We start from the raw sequence: 16,603 nt of genomic DNA, 5'->3' as shown, positions 1-16,603 counted from the left end.
CGAATGGGCACTATACCCTGAAGGCGGATTGGCTAGAAGGCGAGTTTATCGCCAGAAGGAAAACCGGGGCCGAAGCCCCGGTCGAAGCGTTACAGCATGACGCTGCCGAGCAGGAAGCCGAATACCACCGCGAAGATCACGCCCATGGTGCCGGGAATGAAGAACGGATGGTTGAACACGAAGCGGCCGATGCGCGTGGTGCCGGTATCGTCCATCTGCACCGCGGCGACCAGCGTCGGGTAGGTCGGCAGGATGAACAGGCCGGAAACGGCGGCGAAGGAGGCGACGGCGGTCAGCGGCGACACGTTCAGCGCCAGCGCCATCGGCATCAGCGCCTTGGCGGTGGCGGCCTGCGAGTACAGCAGCGCCGAGCAGAAGAAGAAGATCACCGCCAGCAGCCACGGGTGCGCCTGAATGACGCTGCCGGCCGTCTCTTTGATCCAATCGATGTTGGCCTGCACGAAGGTGTCGCCCAGCCAGGCGACGCCGAGGATACAGATACAGGCGCTCATGCCGGCCTTGAAGGTGCTGGAGTTCAGCACCATGTCGGTGTCGACGCGGCACAGCAGGGTGGTCAGCGTGGCGACGCTCAGCATGATGATCAGGATGGCGTTGGTGGTGTTCATCAGCGGCTTGGCCACCAGGCCCAGGCCCGGGCTGTTGATGATGGCGTAGGCGACCACGCACAGCACGCCCAGCAGGAACAGCAGCACCGAGGCTTTGGCGCGCGGTTTGATCGCCAGCGCGTTGTTGCCGCGCAGGGTGATCAGGCCTTCTTCCAGGCGTTTCAGGTAGACCGGATCGTTAGACAGCTTGGAGTCGAACAGCCAGGTCACCAGCAGCGACATCACCAGCACGGCGCAGAAGGTGGACGGGATCACCACCATCAGCAGGTGCAGGTAGCTGACGCCGTGGCCTTCCATCACCGAAGACATGTACACCACCGCGGCGGAAATCGGCGAGGCGGTGATGGCGATCTGGGCGGAGACCACGGCGGTCGACAGCGGCCGGCAAGGCTTGATGCCCTGTTCTTTCGCCACTTCGGCGATCACTGGCAGCGCCGAGAGCGAGATGTTGCCGGTGCCGGCGAAGATGGTCAGGAAGTAGGTGACGATAGGGGCGAGAATGGTGATATGTTTGGGGTTCTTGCGCAGCAGCTTTTCGGTCTGCTGCACCAGGTAGTCCATCCCCCCGGCGACCTGCATGGCGGAGATCGCCGCGATCACCGCCATGATGATGGAAATCACGTCGAAAGGGATGCTGCCCGGCTTGACGCCGATCAGCGCCAGGACCAGAACGCCCAACCCCCCCGCGAACCCGATACCGATACCGCCCAACCTGGCCCCTAAAAAGATGGCCAGCAGAACGATAACCAATTCCAAGGCTAGCATAGTGTTTACTCCTTAAAATGAGATTTCCCGTCATCCTTGAAACTGCATCGGTGTTGGCTGCGAGCACTCACCCCAGTCACTTACTTGAGTAAGCTCCTGGGGACTTGCGCTCTTGCCGCCTTGATGCAGTCCCAATGATTTAGGGTGTAAATTGAAAATAAAACGTTAAAATTTTGTGGGCGCCTAAAAGTAAAAAGGCACGCTATCCAGAGGATTTAGCGTGCCTTTCAGGGCTACCGGGTAGGTCTGTTATTGTTCATTTTCATCCGTATAGCGTTTGGCTTTATAGGCCGGGTGCATCAGGTTCTCCACGGAGAAGATGTCATCCAGCTCGGCTTCGGTCAGCAGGCCGCGTTCCAGCACCACTTCGCGCACGCTCTTGCCGGTTTCGGCGCAGATCTTCCCGACGATGTCACCGTTATGGTGGCCGATGAACGGGTTCAGATAGGTGACGATACCGATCGAGTTGAAGACGTAGTGTTCGCAGACTTCTTTATTCGCGGTGATGCCGTTAATGCATTTTTCCAACAGGTTGTAGCAGGCGTTGGTCAGGATGTGGATCGACTCGAACATCGCCTGGCCGATCACCGGCTCCATCACGTTCAACTGCAGCTGGCCCGCTTCGGCCGCCATGGTAACGCAAGTGTCGTTGCCAATCACCTTGAAACACACCTGATTGACCACTTCCGGCACCACCGGGTTCACTTTGGCCGGCATGATGGACGATCCCGCCTGCAGCTCCGGCAGGTTGATTTCGTTCAGGCCGGCGCGCGGGCCGGAGGAGAGCAGGCGCAGGTCGTTACAGATTTTGGACAGTTTCACCGCCAGGCGTTTGAGCGCGCTGTGCACCATCACGTAGGCGCCGCAGTCGGAGGTGGCTTCGATCAGGTCTTCCGCCGGCACCACCGGCAGGCCGCTGACTTCCGCCAGTTTTTGCACCGCCAGCGGCTGGTAGCCTTCCGGGGTGTTGAGCGCGGTGCCGATGGCGGTGGCGCCCAGGTTCACTTCCAGCAGCAGCTCCGCGGTGCGGTGCAGGTTGCGGGTCTCTTCGTTCAGCAGCACGCTGAAGGCGTGGAATTCCTGGCCGAGGGTCATCGGCACCGCGTCCTGCAGCTGGGTGCGGCCCATTTTCAGGATGGTTTCGAACTCTTTCGCCTTGCGATCGAAGCCTTCGCGCAGCTGGTTGATGGCGTCGATCAGTTTCTGGTTGGAGGCGTACACCGCGATGCGGAACCCGGTCGGGTAGGCGTCGTTGGTGGACTGGCATTTATTGAGGTGATCGTTCGGATTCAGGTACTGGTATTCGCCTTTTTGGTGACCCATCAGCTCCAGGCCAATGTTCGCCAGCACTTCGTTGGTGTTCATGTTCAGCGAGGTGCCCGCGCCGCCCTGGAATACGTCCACCGGGAACTGATCCATGCACTTGCCTTTATCCAGCACCTCGTCGCAGGCCTGGATGATCACGTCGGCGATTTTGCGCGGAATGGTTTTGAGTTCTTTGTTGGCCATCGCCGCGGCCTTTTTCACCATCACCATGCCGCGAACGAACTCGGGAACATCGCTGATTTTGCTGTTGCTGATGTAGAAGTTTTCAATCGCACGCAGAGTGTGAACTCCGTAGTAAGCGTCTGCGGGGACTTCACGTGTTCCTAACAGGTCTTCTTCGATACGAATGTTGTTTGACATGAGAACCTTCTCTATGTGTTGCTGCCGAATTAATAATTTGTCAGGTCAAGGCTAAAGGGCACAGCCTAAATTAATATTGCCGAAGGCTTGGGGCGTGAAACGATTAACCAAATCGCCCGTTGCTGCCCAGATCATATGCTGGTTGATAAGAAATGACTGAATCCAGATCACCTTATGGTGTTTAAGGATATGCCCTTTTCCGGTTCTGTGACTTCTTTCACGTTTGTGAACTTTAGCAATAAAAACCGGCTCTCGGTTGAAATGGTGGGGGGATGCCCTCATTGTAATAGTGTCGGCCGTTTACGGCCTCTTTTTTCGCGCCGTCGCCCCCGTGGCGGCCGCGCTTTACCTACCGATAGGAGAACCAGGTGCGCTGGTTACCGCTACTGCTGATATTTCTGCTGGCTTACATAGAAATATCCATCTTTATCAAAGTCGCCGCCGTGCTCGGCGTGGCTGTCACCCTGTTGCTGGTGGTATTCAGCTCCTGCGTCGGCATTTCGCTGGTGCGCAATCAGGGCATGAAAACCTTCGTGCAGATGCAGCAAAAACTGGCGGCCGGCGAAAGCCCGGCGGCGGAAATGGTGAAAAGCGTTTCGCTGGTGCTGGCGGGCTTCCTGCTGCTGATTCCGGGCTTCTTCACCGACTTCCTCGGCCTGCTGCTGCTGCTGCCGCCGGTGCAAAAATCGCTGACGCTGAAGCTGATGCCGCATCTGTCGGTGTATCGCCCCGGCGGTTGGACGGGCGGCGACGCCGCCAACGGCAACACCTTTGACGGCGAATTCCAGCGCAAGGACGACGAGCGCCCGGTGCTGGAACACCGCCCGGACGAGGATCGCAAACCTCACGATCGTTAAGCAAACGCGGCCCAGGCCGCGTTTTTCATCTCTGCGGCACTCGCCGAACCAAAAATGCGAAATTTTTTTCGTTAGCCCCCTTGAAGGGGGCTGGAACGCCCCCATCTCAAATGCCACGAGGCCGGTAATAACAACCATCCGGTGTACAACCCTAAATCTGATAGAGACCTTCTTACAGGAGAGCGTTCAATGAGTATTCGTCCATTGCATGACCGCGTTATCGTCAAGCGCAAAGAAGTTGAATCAAAATCTGCTGGCGGCATCGTCCTGACTGGCTCTGCTGCGGGTAAATCCACTCGCGGTGAAGTGGTTGCAGTGGGTAAAGGGCGTGTGCTGGAAAACGGCAACATCCAACCGCTGGATGTGAAAGTTGGCGATATCGTGATTTTCAACGACGGCTACGGCGTGAAAGCAGAGAAGATCGACAATGAAGAAGTGTTGATCATGTCCGAAAGCGACATTCTGGCAATTGTTGAAGCGTAATTGCGCTTTATCTTCTGAACTGAACGAGTTGAAGGGAAATACCAATGGCAGCTAAAGACGTAAAATTCGGCAATGACGCTCGCGTGAAAATGCTCCGCGGCGTGAATGTTCTCGCTGATGCAGTAAAAGTGACCCTGGGCCCGAAAGGCCGCAACGTAGTGCTGGATAAATCTTTCGGCGCACCGACCATCACCAAAGACGGCGTTTCCGTTGCGCGTGAAATCGAGCTGGAAGACAAGTTCGAGAACATGGGCGCACAGATGGTGAAAGAAGTGGCCTCCAAAGCGAACGACGCGGCGGGCGACGGCACCACCACGGCAACCGTACTGGCTCAATCCATCATCACCGAAGGCCTGAAAGCGGTTGCTGCCGGCATGAACCCGATGGATCTGAAGCGCGGCATCGACAAAGCGGTTGTCGCTGCGGTTGAAGAACTGAAAAAACTGTCCGTACCTTGCTCCGATTCCAAAGCTATCGCTCAGGTGGGCACCATCTCCGCCAACTCCGACGAAACCGTGGGTAAACTGATCGCGGAAGCGATGGAGAAAGTGGGCAAAGAAGGCGTTATCACCGTTGAAGAAGGCACCGGCCTGCAAGACGAGCTGGACGTGGTTGAAGGTATGCAGTTCGACCGCGGTTACCTGTCCCCATACTTCATCAACAAGCCGGAAACCGGTTCTGTTGAGCTGGAAAGCCCGTTCATCCTGCTGGCTGACAAGAAGATCTCCAACATCCGCGAAATGCTGCCGGTGCTGGAAGCCGTTGCCAAAGCAGGCAAACCGCTGCTGATCATCGCTGAAGACGTTGAAGGTGAAGCGCTGGCGACCCTGGTGGTCAACACCATGCGCGGCATCGTGAAAGTGGCTGCCGTTAAGGCGCCTGGCTTCGGCGACCGTCGTAAAGCCATGCTGCAGGACATCGCGACCCTGACTGCCGGTACCGTTATCTCTGAAGAGATCGGTCTGGAGCTGGAAAAAGCCACCCTGGAAGACCTGGGTCAGGCGAAACGCGTTGTCATCAACAAAGACACCACCATCATCATCGATGGCGTGGGCGACGAAGCGACCATCCAGGGCCGCGTTGCTCAGATCCGTCAGCAGATCGAAGAAGCGACCTCTGACTACGATCGTGAAAAACTGCAGGAGCGCGTAGCGAAACTGGCCGGCGGCGTTGCCGTTATCAAGGTTGGCGCAGCGACTGAAGTTGAAATGAAAGAGAAGAAAGCCCGCGTTGAAGACGCCCTGCACGCAACCCGCGCTGCAGTGGAAGAAGGCGTGGTTGCCGGCGGCGGCGTCGCGCTGATCCGCGTTGCAGGCAAAATCGCCGCGCTGAAAGGCGACAACGAAGACCAGAACGTGGGTATCAAAGTTGCGCTGCGCGCAATGGAAGCCCCTCTGCGTCAGATCGTGGTTAACGCCGGTGAAGAAGCTTCCGTTATCGCCAACCAGGTGAAAGCGGGCGAAGGCAGCTACGGCTACAACGCTTACTCTGAAGAATACGGCGACATGATCGCGATGGGTATCCTGGATCCAACCAAAGTGACCCGTTCTGCTCTGCAGTACGCGGCTTCCGTGGCTGGCCTGATGATCACCACCGAATGCATGGTCACCGACCTGCCGAAGGCTGACGCACCGGATCTGGGCGCAGCAGGCGGCATGGGCGGCATGGGCGGTATGGGCGGCATGATGTAATCATCCCCCCACACGCTTGTGTGCTGAGAACCCCGGTCAAACGACCGGGGTTTTTTTATCTTAAAAATCAATAAAAAGAATGTTTGTTTAGCGCGTTATTAGTTCACTGAATGAATTATTGCATTATTTTGCTTTTGCCCTAAACCGCTGTCGTTTCGTACCGATATAGCCCCTACCGGGCGGGGAATTTTCCCCCGCCGGGGTGACTGTCAACGGAGACGACTTATGCTGAAAAATATGAAAATAGCCACCTGGTTGATGTTGATGCTGTTGCTGCTGGGCTTGATGCCCATGGGAACCGGCGCCATCGCCTTCTATTTCATGCAGCAAAACGGCAACAGCATCGGCAGGATGAGCACTTTCTCCGACGAGGAAGCGGCGCTGAACCGCAGCTGGCGTTCCTTGCTGCAAACGCAGACGCTGATCGACAACCTGGCGTTCGAGCGTATGGCGCAAACCAGCAGAGCCGATATTCAGCAGGGCATTGATGAGGCGCGCGGCGAGCTGCGCGGCGCCGATGTCGCTTTCAATCTGTTCTGGGATACGCCGGGCCTGACGGTATCGCGCCCGGAGCTGGGCGAGGCGATGAAAAAGGTCTACCTGGCGCAGCAGAGAGTGCTGAAGCAAGAGTTGATGCTGCTGGCCGAGACGCCGCAGGCATCGTTGATTGAACGGCTGCACGCCATGGCGGCCGAGAAGCGTCAGGTGCGCCAACGGTTGGACGGCCAGTTTGCCGACTACATGCGGGCCACGGTGGCCGCCCACCGTCTGGCGGTGGAGGAGGCGGAGCAGACTCAGAAAGTGTTCGCCCGCCTGCTGAGCGGCACCCTGGCGGCGATCCTGCTGCTGCTGGTCGCCGTACAGCGTGATTTCCGCCGGCGCCTGATCCTGCCGCTGCGCCAGATTGCCGAACATTTGCAAAAGGTTGGGCGTGGCGATCTGCGCAGCAAGATCGTGGCGCGCAGCAACGATGAGATTGGCATGCTGTTCGTCAGCCTGCAGGCGATGCAGCAGGAGCTGAGCGCCACCGTGCAGCAGGTGCGTGACGGCGTGGAGTCGATCAACCACGGCACGCATGAGATCGCCGTCGGCAACGCCGATCTCTCCAGCCGCACAGAAGAACAGGCCAGCGCGCTGACGGAAACCGCCGCCAGCATGGAACAGATCACCGCTACGGTGCGGCAAAACGCCGATAACGCCAACCAGGCCGCCGGGATGGTCAATCAGACCGCCGGCATTGCCCGCAACGGCGAAACGCTGATGGCCAGCGCGGTCGACAAGATGCGGGCGATCAACGACAGCGCGCGTCAGGTGGGGGATATTACCAGCGTGATCGACGGCATCGCCTTCCAGACCAACATTCTGGCGCTGAACGCCGCCGTCGAGGCCGCGCGCGCCGGGGAGCAGGGGCGGGGTTTTGCGGTGGTGGCCGGCGAAGTGCGCAATCTGGCGCAGCGCTGCGCGACTTCTGCCAAGGAGATCAGCAGCCTGGTCGACGGCGTCACCGGCGATATCGCCGCCGGCGTGCGGCTGGTGGAACAGGCGGGCGAGACGATGAATGCCATCGTCGGCTCGGTGAACCAGGTGACGTCGCTGATGGATAACATCTCGTACGCGTCGCAAGAGCAAAGCAAGGGCGTTGAGCAGGTCGGGGTGGCGGTGACCCAGATGGATCAGGTAACCCAGCAGAATGCCGCGCTGGTGGAAGAGGTGGCGACCACCGCCGTCGGCGTGGAGGAGCAGGCGGCCCTGCTGGCGCAGGCGGTGGCGGTATTCCAACTGGCGGGAGAGCCGGAAGCGTCGGCTTCGGCGGCCGGTGCCGGCTGGGTATAATGCCGCCGCTCTGTATTTGATGATATTTTTGCCGCCCGGGGCGATTTAGCTGGTAAACTGGTTAGTCATCAGCTGTCGCTCAAGACGTTGGCCCGCTCGCGCGGCAACGGATGCTTAAGAGATGGCATCGCTTTCTGATATACCCTATGAATTTCAAGTTGTAGCTAGGCGGCCAGCTCGTGAGTCCCCAGGCGCTTACTTGAGTAAGTAACTGGGGTGAGCGAGTGCAGTCAACAACGCTACAGCTTGAAAGGCGACGGGTAGAAGATTTTGCGTAATTCTCAACATCGAATGGGGAACAAGATGCGGATTAAAGCCTTACTGGGTCTTTCGGCAGCGGTGCTGCTGGCGGGTTGCAGCACCACTCATGAACTGACCGCTGCGGGTCAGCAGATCAAGTTCACCGACAGCAAGCCGGCGGCGGAATGCCAGCTGCTGGGGGAAGTGACCGGCACCCAGAGCAACTGGCTGTCCGGCAACGGCGGTGAGGGCAGCTCCATGCGCGGTGCGGCCAACGATCTGCGCAACAAGGCGGCGGCAATGGGCGGCAACGTGATCTACGGCGCCAACAGCCCAAGCCAGAACCTGCTCTCCAGCTTCGCGCCGCTGGACAGCAAAATGGTCGGCCAGGTTTACAAGTGCCCGTAAGGCGCTGAGGCCAAACGCCGCACAGAGATAAAAAAAGAGGAATGCCACGGCATTCCTCTTTTCGTTCCATCAGGCCATGTGGCGCGCATCACTCCTGCATCAGGCGCAGGTCGATCGGTGTTTTGCTCGGTTCGCCGCCCACTTCACGCGTCAGGCGCGGCACCAGATAACCGGACACCTTGCTCAGCAGCGCCTGCATGATGACGCGCGCTTCATCGTCGCTGACCATGAAGTGCGCCGCGCCCTGCACCTTGTCCAGCACGTGAATGTAGTAGGGCAGGATGCCGGCGTCGAACAGCGCGTTGCTGAGCGCGGCCAGCGTGTCGGCGTCATCGTTGACGTCGCGCAGCAGCACGCTTTGATTGAGCAGCGTGACGCCGGCGAGGCGCAGCTGGGCCATGGCGCTCTGCAGCTCGCGGTCGATTTCGTTGGCGTGGTTGATATGCGTGACCATCAGCACCTGCAGGCGCGAGGCCGACAGCAGGCGGCACAGCGCCGGCGTAATGCGCGCCGGGATCACCACCGGCAGACGGGTGTGAATGCGCAGGCGTTTCAGGTGCGGGATGGTCTCCAGTTCGCCGACCAGCCACTCCAACTCGCTGTCTTTGGCCATCAGCGGATCGCCGCCGGAAAAAATGATCTCGTCGAGTTCCGGGTGTTGGCGGATATAATCCAGCGCCTGCCGCCAGTTGTTCTTGTTGCCCTGATTATCCTGATAGGGGAAGTGGCGGCGGAAGCAGTAACGGCAGTTGACCGCACAGCCGCCTTTGACCAGCAGCAGCGCGCGATTACGGTATTTGTGCAGCAGGCCCGGCACCACGCTGCGCTGCTCATCGAGTGGATCGGTGGTGAACCCTGGGGCGTTGATGAACTCCTCTCTGGCGGTCAGCACCTGGCGCAGCAATGGGTCGTTGGCATCGCCGGGGCGCATGCGCGCAGCGAAGGCGCGCGGCACGCGCAGGGCAAACAGCCGGCGGGCATCGCGCCCCTGCGGCAGTTCCGGGTGCGTATTCAGTGACAAAAGCTGCAGTAATTCATCGGGATCGGTAATAACATCGGCGAGTTGATGCAACCAATCTTCTCTATGTGCCGTACTTTGGGTTATAATGTGTGCCATTTTTTTGGCTAAGCTACCAGTTCAAATATTCAGAGGGCCATCATGGCGACTTATTCTAGCAACGATTTCCGTCCGGGTCTTAAAATCATGTTCGAGGGCGAACCTTACGCCGTCGAAGCCAGTGAGTTCGTTAAGCCGGGCAAAGGCCAGGCGTTTGCACGCGTGAAAATGCGCCGTCTGCTGACCGGCACCCGCGTGGAAAAAACCTTCAAGTCTACCGATTCTTGCGAAGGCGCAGACGTGATGGACACCAACATGAACTACCTGTACAGCGACGGTGAGTTCTACCACTTCATGCACCCTGAGTCTTTCGAACAGCATCAGGTTGACGGCAAAACCGTCGGCGACGCGGCCAAATGGCTGCAGGATAACGCAGAGTGCATCATCACCCTGTGGGATGGCCGTCCAATCGCCGTTCAGCCGCCGAACTTCATCGAAGCGGAAATCACCGATACCGATCCTGGCCTGAAAGGCGATACCGCAGGGACTGGCGGCAAGCCGGCGACCCTGAGCACCGGCGCCGTAGTAAAAGTGCCGTTGTTCGTCCAGATCGGCGAAGTGATCAAAGTTGACACTCGCTCTGGCGAATACGTCTCTCGCGTTAAGTAAGTTTCAAAACAGAGGAACCCCCGCGGTTCCTCTGTTTTATCCCATCCTCGTTCGTTGGCAGAAAATCCGCATGTTCAAGAAAACGCTGTTGGCCGTGCTCTCCCTGTTGTTCCTTTTCTCCCTCAGCAGTTGCAATACGTTTCGCGGTTTCGGCGAAGACGTTCAGCATCTCGGCGGCGCCATCTCCCGCACGGCCAGCTGATCCCGCCTTTAACCCGATGTATTTGCGCCACAAAGCCGGTCACGATCCCACACCCTCCGTCAATTTTGACTACGCTTAGAAAGCCGTACTTTTTCATCAACGACAAATAAGGACTTTCTTATGCTGAAGAAAAGTATTATCGCGATCTTCTCTTTGATGATTTTGAGCTCGCTGACCGCCTGCAATACCACCCGCGGTGTGGGTGAAGACATTCAGGCCGGCGGCAAGGCTATTCAGCGCAGCGCGGAATAATCCGCATTCCACCCGGCGGCGTTCCGGCTGCGGAGAGCCGCCACATTTCTATCCCTTGCCTGAGCGTTAACGCTGCTGCTATCCTGCCGCAGTGCGGGTGAGGTTACCCGTCATGCATCACCTCGCTGAACGGGACGGCCCGTTTACGCGTCATTTTATCGGGGACGACCCCAGTGGTAGGGAGGCCGTCTCATGGCCTGGATTATTCTGCTTATCGCCGGTTTGCTCGAAGTGGTTTGGGCTATCGGTCTGAAATACACCCACGGTTTTACCCGGCTGACGCCGAGCATTATCACCATCGCCGCGATGGTGGTCAGCATGTTGCTGTTGGCCAACGCCATGAAAACGCTGCCCGCCGGCACCGCCTACGCGGTGTGGACCGGCATCGGCGCGGTGGGCGCGGCCATCATGGGCATGGTGCTGTTGGGGGAATCGACCAATATCGCGCGCATCATCAGCCTGTGCCTGATCGTGGTCGGCATACTCGGGCTGAAGTTTAGCAGTCACTGACCGGCGGACTGCTGCACCCAGATCAGCTTGTCGGTGGCGAAACCGTAGCCTTTGGCTGTCTGCAATAAGCGGTCGCGCACGGCGGCGTCAAGCGTCGGCGTGCGCGACAGGATCCACAGATAGTCGCGGTTCGGGCCGCAAACCAGCGCGTAGCGATACGCCGGATCCAGGGCAATCACGTTGTAGCCGCCATAGAAGGGACCGAAGAACGACACTTTCAGCGCCGCGATCTGCGGTGAACCGATAAAGTAGGCTTTGCCTTCGCTTTCTTGCCATTGCTGTTTCTGCGGATTGAAGCCGCGATTGATGACTTTCAGTCCGCCGTCGGCACGCGGGCTGTAGTGGGCGGTCACCTGCTGTAAACCGCGTTCGAAGCGATGATCCAGACGTGCAATCTCATACCAGGTGCCGAGATAGCGCTGGCTGTCGAAAGGGGTCACGACCTTGATGTCTTTAGGCGGGGAGACGCTGCAGGCGACGGAGAGCAGGGCGGAAAGCATGACGCTAAGCTTTGACCATAAACGCATCGGTGACTCCTGTTTACCGGGGGCGAGTAGACAGTGTAGCCGATGAGAAAAGGGCGGCCAACGGGCGTTGGCCGCCTGAGCGGTTTACAGCGTGACGACGCCGATGACGGTGACGACGCTAAGGATCGCCGCCAGACCGTAGAACACCCACTTGCCGGCCGGCACGTGGATCTTCAGATCGTGCATCGCATGGTGGATGCGGTGCAGGCCGCACCACAGCGGCAGAATGATCATCAGCAGCAGGAATAGGCGGCCGATCAGGCTCTGGCAGAACGCCAGCACGCGCTCGTAACCCAGCGCCTCACCGGGGAACAGCCCCAGCGGCAGCAGAATGCCGACCAGCAGTACGATGGCCGGCGCGACGATCGCCCCCCACATACCGCCGGCGCCGAACAATCCCCAAAAAACCGGCTCGTCGGAACGTTTAGGTGCTTGATTTATCATGTTTCCTCCGGATTAGAACAGGGCCACGGCCAGGATGACCACGCTGACGACGATGGTGACGGCCCACAGCCCTTTCACGATGGGGCCTGGCCCCATTTTCTCGCTGTTGACCACGATATTGGCGGCCTTCGGCGCCAGATCGAACCAGGTTTTGGTATGTAGCGCCGCCGCCAGCAGGGCGACGACGTTGATCAACAGCACCAGCGGATTCTGCAAGAAACCGACGAAGCCGGCCCAGCTCTCGGCGCCGCCCTTCAGCGCGAACACGCCGTAGAGCAGCACGATGCTGAACCACACCGCCAGCACCGAGGTGCCTTCGCGCAGCATGTAGAAACGGTAGAAGCCGAGCTTTTGCCACCAGGTGGGCGTCATGGTGCGCACATAGGGCTTACGTTGAGTTGTCATGGCAATTTTTCTCCCTTATTGCGGCTTCAGCATGGCGATCATGAAGTCTTTGGCGCTCTCCACCTTGCCCTGCTGGATGGCGGCGGCGGGATCGACGTGTTTCGGGCAGACTTCAGAGCAATAGCCGACGAAGGTGCAGCTCCAGACGCCGTTTTGGCCGTTGAGCTGCGGCATGCGCTGTTTCTTGCCGTGGTCGCGGTTGTCCAGGTTATAGCGGTGCGCCAGCGTGATCGCCGCCGGGCCGATAAACTCGGGGTTGAGGCCGAACTGCGGGCACGCGGCGTAGCACAGGCCGCAGTTGATGCAGCCGGAGAACTGGTGGTATTTGGCCATCTGCGCCGGGGTCTGCACGTTCGGGCCATCCTCCGGTTTGCGATCGTTGCCGATGATGTACGGTTTGATCGCCTCCAGGCTCTCGATGAAGTGGGTCATGTCCACCACCAGATCGCGCTCGATCGGGAAGTTGCCCAGCGCTTCGACCTTCATGCCGCCGACGTAGTCGCGCAGGAAGGTTTTGCACGCCAGCTTCGGCACGCGGTTGACCATCATGCCGCAGGAGCCGCAGATCGCCATGCGGCACGACCAGCGGTAGGAGAGATCCGGCGCCAGGTTATCCTTGATGTAGCCCAGCGCATCAAGCAGCGAGGTCTGTTCATCATAAGGCACGGCGTAAGTGACGAAATGCGGCTCGGCGTCACTTTCCGGGTTATAGCGCATGACGTCGATCTTCAGGGTTTGCATCTCAGCCATTTGCCTGCTCCTTATTCTTTTTCTCCTGCGCTTCGGCTTCTGCGCCGTAGACGCGTTTGGCCGGCGGCAGCTTGGTGATTTTCACGTCGCTGTATTCGAGACGCGGTGCGCCCTGCGGGTTGTGGAACGCCAGCGTATGCTTGAGGAAGTTGACGTCGTCACGCTCGGTGCAGCCTTCGTCCAGGCGCTGGTGGGCGCCGCGCGACTCTTTGCGGTTAAATGCGGAGTGCGCCATGCATTCGGCGACGTCCAGGCCGTAGCCCAGCTCGATGGTGTACAGCAGATCGGTATTGAACACGCTGGTGTTGTCGGTGATTTTGACGCGTTTGAAGCGCTCTTTCAGCTCGGCCAGCTTATCGATGGTTTTTTGCATCAGCTCCGGCGTGCGGTAGATGCCGCAGCCTTCTTCCATCGACAGCCCCATTTCGTCGCGGATCTTCGCCCAGTTTTCGTTGCCTTCCTGCTTCATCAGGTTGCCCAGGCGGGTTTCGACGTCGCGGGTTTGCGCATCCAGCGCGGCGCCGTTGGCCGGCGCGGTTTCCAGCGCGCGGCGCGCCGCGTGCTCACCAGCGACGCGGCCGAATACCACCAGTTCCGCCAGCGAGTTGGAGCCGAGACGGTTGGCGCCGTGCAGGCCGACGGAGGAACATTCGCCGACCGCGAACAGCCCCTTGATGCGGGTTTCGCAGTTCTGGTCGGTTTCAATGCCGCCCATGGTGTAGTGCGCGGTAGGGCGCACCGGGATCGGATCTTTCACCGGATCGACGCCGACATAGGCCTTGGCCAGTTCACAGATGAACGGCAGCCGCTCCAGCAGCTTTTTCTCGCCCAGGTGGCGCAGATCGAGGTAGACCACGTCGCCGCGTGGGGTGGCGATGGTGCGGCCGGCGCGCCATTCGTGCCAGAAAGCCTGCGACACTTTATCGCGTGGGCCCAGCTCCATGTATTTGTTCTTCGGCTCGCCCAGCGGGGTTTCCGGGCCCATGCCGTAGTCTTGCAGGTAGCGGTAGCCATCCTTGTTCACCAGGATGCCGCCTTCGCCGCGGCAGCCCTCGGTCATCAGGATGCCGGAACCGGGCAGGCCGGTCGGGTGATACTGCACGAACTCCATGTCGCGCAGCGGTACGCCGTGGTGGAACGCCATGCCCATGCCGTCGCCGGTGACGATGCCGCCGTTGGTGTTGTAGCGGTAAACGCGCCCGGCGCCGCCGGTGGCCATCACCACCGCGTTGGCGCGGATCTGCACGCGGGTACCTTCCATCATGTTGAGCGCCACCAGGCCGCGCGCCTGGCCGTCATCCACCAGGATATCCAGTACGAAGTGCTCGTCGAAGCGTTGAATTTGCGGGTATTTCAGCGAGGTCTGGAACAGGGTGTGCAGCATGTGGAAGCCGGTCTTGTCGGCGGCGAACCAGGTGCGTTCGATCTTCATGCCGCCGAAACGCCGCACGTTGACCGAACCGTCCGGTTTGCGGCTCCACGGGCAGCCCCATTGTTCGAGCTGGGTCATCTCGCGCGGACACTGATGCACGAAGTGATCGACCACGTCCTGCTCGCACAGCCAGTCGCCGCCGGCGACGGTGTCGTGGAAGTGGTAGTCAAAGGTATCGTGATCCTGAGTGACGGCGGCGGAGCCCCCCTCGGCGGCGACCGTGTGGCTGCGCATCGGGTAGACCTTAGAGATCAGCGCGATTTTCAGTTGGGGATTGGCTTCCGCTGCGGCTATTGCTGCACGTAAACCAGCGCCCCCGGCCCCAATAATGGCAAGATCGGCGTTAAAGGTTTGCACTGCATTCCTCCAATGTTCTTGTTAAGAACGGCAAGTTAAATATCTATGCTTAAAATTTAGCGAACTCTTCGGGTGCTAACTAATTGAACCGATTAATGTTGCTTAAAGGTTAAGGATAGATATCTCCCACCAATAATGGGGAATTAACTATACCTAAAGTTAAGTAGTCGAAATTTGATGTGATCGATTGTTTTGTCGATTAACGCTTGCCCAACAGGCTTGCCTGCCTTTTCGCGCGTTCGGCGTGCTTTACCCTTTTTAACGCGCTTTTGCCGCCTATTTATCGGAAATTGGCGTTATGGCCGGTTGCGCATCGTGAAGAATTTGTTTGGCTGCAAGGATGCGAGTAGACTGCATCCCCTGTTTGATTTCGGAGTTAATTACCATGAGCGAAACGGCAAGCTGGCAGCCTAGTGCACCCATCGCCAATTTGTTGAAACGCGCAGCGATTCTGGCTGAGATCCGGCGTTTCTTCGCCGATCGTGGCGTGCTGGAAGTTGAGACGCCCACCATGAGCCAGGCGACGGTCACCGACGTTCACCTGTTCCCGTTCGAGACGCGTTTCGTCGGGCCGGGGGCGGCAGAGGGCCTGACGCTATACATGATGACCAGCCCGGAATATCACATGAAGCGCCTGCTGGCGGCGGGCAGCGGCCCGATCTACCAAATGGGGCGCAGCTTCCGCAATGAAGAAGCCGGGCGGCATCACAACCCGGAATTCACCATGCTGGAGTGGTACCGTCCGCACTACGACATGTACCGCCTGATGAATGAGGTGGACGATCTGCTGCAACAGGTGCTGGACTGCGAGAGCGCGGAGACCCTGTCTTATCAGCAGGCGTTCCTGCGCCATCTGGACATCGATCCGCTGTCGGCGGAGAAGACGCAGCTGCGCGAAGCGGCGGCCAAACTCGATCTGAGCAACATCGCCGATACCGAAGAAGATCGCGATACGCTGCTGCAGCTGCTGTTCACCGTGGGCGTGGAACCGCATATCGGCCGTGAAAAGCCGGCGTTCGTTTACCACTTCCCGGCCAGCCAGGCGGCGTTGGCGGAGATCAGCACCGAAGACCACCGCGTGGCGGAGCGTTTCGAGGTGTACTTCAAGGGCATCGAACTGGCGAACGGTTTCCGCGAGCTGACCGACGGCCGTGAACAACAGCAGCGCTTCGAGCAGGACAACCGCAAACGCGCGGAGCGCGGTCTGCCGCAGCAGCCGATCGACTATCACCTGTTGGCGGCGTTGCAGCACGGCATGCCGGAATGTTCCGGCGTGGCGCTGGGCGTGGATCGTCTGGTGATGCTGGCGCTGGGCGCCGAGAGCCTAAGCGACGTGTTGGCCTTCCCGGTCGGGATCGCCTGACGTTTCAGGCGGTAAGAAAAGCAAAAAGGGTCGGCATTTGCCGGCC

18 protein-coding genes are annotated in these 16,603 nt (G+C 59.2%); 10 read left to right on the top strand and 8 right to left on the bottom strand.

From position 1 onward, the window contains the following. Nucleotides 1-89: 89 nt before the first annotated feature. Entirely contained in the window at nt 90-1,391 is a 1,302-nt protein-coding gene (locus GT753_RS22905; protein ID WP_004929658.1) for an anaerobic C4-dicarboxylate transporter, read from the bottom strand. Between the two features lie 249 nt (nt 1,392-1,640). Then, nucleotides 1,641-3,077, bottom strand: a complete 1,437-nt coding sequence (aspA, locus tag GT753_RS22900; protein ID WP_004929659.1) for an aspartate ammonia-lyase — start codon at nt 3,075-3,077, stop codon at nt 1,641-1,643. Between the two features lie 368 nt (nt 3,078-3,445). Here aspA and GT753_RS22895 point away from each other — a divergent pair, with 368 nt between their 5' ends. From GT753_RS22895 to GT753_RS22875, 5 genes are all read left to right on the top strand, one after another. Beyond that, nucleotides 3,446-3,934, top strand: a complete 489-nt coding sequence (locus GT753_RS22895; RefSeq protein ID WP_004929660.1) for an FxsA family protein — start codon at nt 3,446-3,448, stop codon at nt 3,932-3,934. 189 nt (nt 3,935-4,123) lie between these two features. Beyond that, complete coding sequence (locus tag GT753_RS22890; RefSeq protein ID WP_004929661.1) at nt 4,124-4,417, top strand: co-chaperone GroES; 294 nt, start codon at nt 4,124-4,126, stop codon at nt 4,415-4,417. Between the two features lie 44 nt (nt 4,418-4,461). Further along, nucleotides 4,462-6,108, top strand: coding sequence for a chaperonin GroEL (groL, locus tag GT753_RS22885; protein WP_004929662.1), 1,647 nt, complete (start codon nt 4,462-4,464; stop codon nt 6,106-6,108). A 225-nt stretch (nt 6,109-6,333) separates the two neighbouring features. Next, a complete protein-coding gene (locus GT753_RS22880; protein ID WP_160125981.1) occupies nt 6,334-7,941 on the top strand; it encodes a methyl-accepting chemotaxis protein in 1,608 nt (535 codons plus the stop codon). A gap of 303 nt (nt 7,942-8,244) precedes the next feature. Further along, on the top strand, nt 8,245-8,589 hold the full coding sequence (locus GT753_RS22875; RefSeq protein ID WP_004929664.1) for a DUF4156 domain-containing protein: 345 nt from the start codon (nt 8,245-8,247) through the stop codon (nt 8,587-8,589). An 88-nt stretch (nt 8,590-8,677) separates the two neighbouring features. On the opposite strand, the gene epmB is transcribed toward GT753_RS22875, so the two are convergent. Continuing rightward, nucleotides 8,678-9,706: an EF-P beta-lysylation protein EpmB gene (gene epmB, locus GT753_RS22870; RefSeq protein WP_004929665.1), complete on the bottom strand. Its 1,029-nt coding sequence runs from the start codon at nt 9,704-9,706 to the stop codon at nt 8,678-8,680. 42 nt (nt 9,707-9,748) lie between these two features. Between epmB and efp the strand changes: the two genes are divergently transcribed. The 4 genes from efp to sugE all read left to right on the top strand — a co-directional run bounded on the left by efp (nt 9,749) and on the right by sugE (nt 11,279). Further along, nucleotides 9,749-10,315 (top strand): elongation factor P, encoded by a 567-nt coding sequence (efp, locus tag GT753_RS22865; protein ID WP_004929666.1) that lies wholly within the window; start codon nt 9,749-9,751, stop codon nt 10,313-10,315. A gap of 70 nt (nt 10,316-10,385) precedes the next feature. Beyond that, nucleotides 10,386-10,517 (top strand): entericidin A/B family lipoprotein, encoded by a 132-nt coding sequence (locus GT753_RS22860; RefSeq protein ID WP_004929667.1) that lies wholly within the window; start codon nt 10,386-10,388, stop codon nt 10,515-10,517. Nucleotides 10,518-10,637: 120 nt separating this feature from the next. Continuing rightward, complete coding sequence (locus GT753_RS22855) at nt 10,638-10,769, top strand: entericidin A/B family lipoprotein (RefSeq protein ID WP_004929668.1); 132 nt, start codon at nt 10,638-10,640, stop codon at nt 10,767-10,769. 192 nt (nt 10,770-10,961) lie between these two features. After that, nucleotides 10,962-11,279, top strand: a complete 318-nt coding sequence (sugE, locus tag GT753_RS22850) for a quaternary ammonium compound efflux SMR transporter SugE (RefSeq protein WP_004929669.1) — start codon at nt 10,962-10,964, stop codon at nt 11,277-11,279. Here sugE and blc read toward each other — a convergent pair. The 5 genes from blc to frdA form a co-directional block, all read right to left on the bottom strand. Next, the gene (gene blc, locus GT753_RS22845; RefSeq protein WP_015376378.1) at nt 11,273-11,806 is read right to left on the bottom strand and encodes an outer membrane lipoprotein Blc; all 534 of its coding nucleotides are present in this window, start codon (nt 11,804-11,806) and stop codon (nt 11,273-11,275) included. The two genes, sugE and blc, sit on opposite strands and share 7 nt — an antisense overlap. A gap of 84 nt (nt 11,807-11,890) precedes the next feature. Next, on the bottom strand, nt 11,891-12,250 hold the full coding sequence (gene frdD / locus GT753_RS22840; protein ID WP_004929672.1) for a fumarate reductase subunit FrdD: 360 nt from the start codon (nt 12,248-12,250) through the stop codon (nt 11,891-11,893). Between the two features lie 12 nt (nt 12,251-12,262). Beyond that, entirely contained in the window at nt 12,263-12,655 is a 393-nt protein-coding gene (gene frdC / locus GT753_RS22835) for a fumarate reductase subunit FrdC (RefSeq protein WP_025305010.1), read from the bottom strand. Between the two features lie 15 nt (nt 12,656-12,670). After that, a complete protein-coding gene (locus GT753_RS22830) occupies nt 12,671-13,405 on the bottom strand; it encodes a succinate dehydrogenase/fumarate reductase iron-sulfur subunit (protein WP_004929676.1) in 735 nt (244 codons plus the stop codon). Then, entirely contained in the window at nt 13,398-15,194 is a 1,797-nt protein-coding gene (frdA, locus tag GT753_RS22825) for a fumarate reductase (quinol) flavoprotein subunit (RefSeq protein ID WP_015376381.1), read from the bottom strand. The genes GT753_RS22830 and frdA overlap by 8 nt, the downstream gene beginning before the upstream one ends. Nucleotides 15,195-15,579: 385 nt before the next feature. Between frdA and epmA the strand changes: the two genes are divergently transcribed. Continuing rightward, nucleotides 15,580-16,557 carry an elongation factor P--(R)-beta-lysine ligase gene (gene epmA / locus GT753_RS22820; RefSeq protein ID WP_031300154.1) on the top strand — a complete coding sequence of 326 codons (978 nt, stop codon included), beginning with the start codon at nt 15,580-15,582 and terminating at the stop codon, nt 16,555-16,557. The last annotated feature ends 46 nt before the right edge of the window (nt 16,558-16,603 follow it).

The sequence above is a fragment of the Serratia sp. Z4 genome, from assembly GCF_009900725.1.
In the GTDB taxonomy this organism is placed as follows: domain Bacteria; phylum Pseudomonadota; class Gammaproteobacteria; order Enterobacterales; family Enterobacteriaceae; genus Serratia; species Serratia nematodiphila.
Note: the sequence above shows the minus strand (reverse complement) of the source record. Positions and strands in the feature narration are given on the sequence as shown.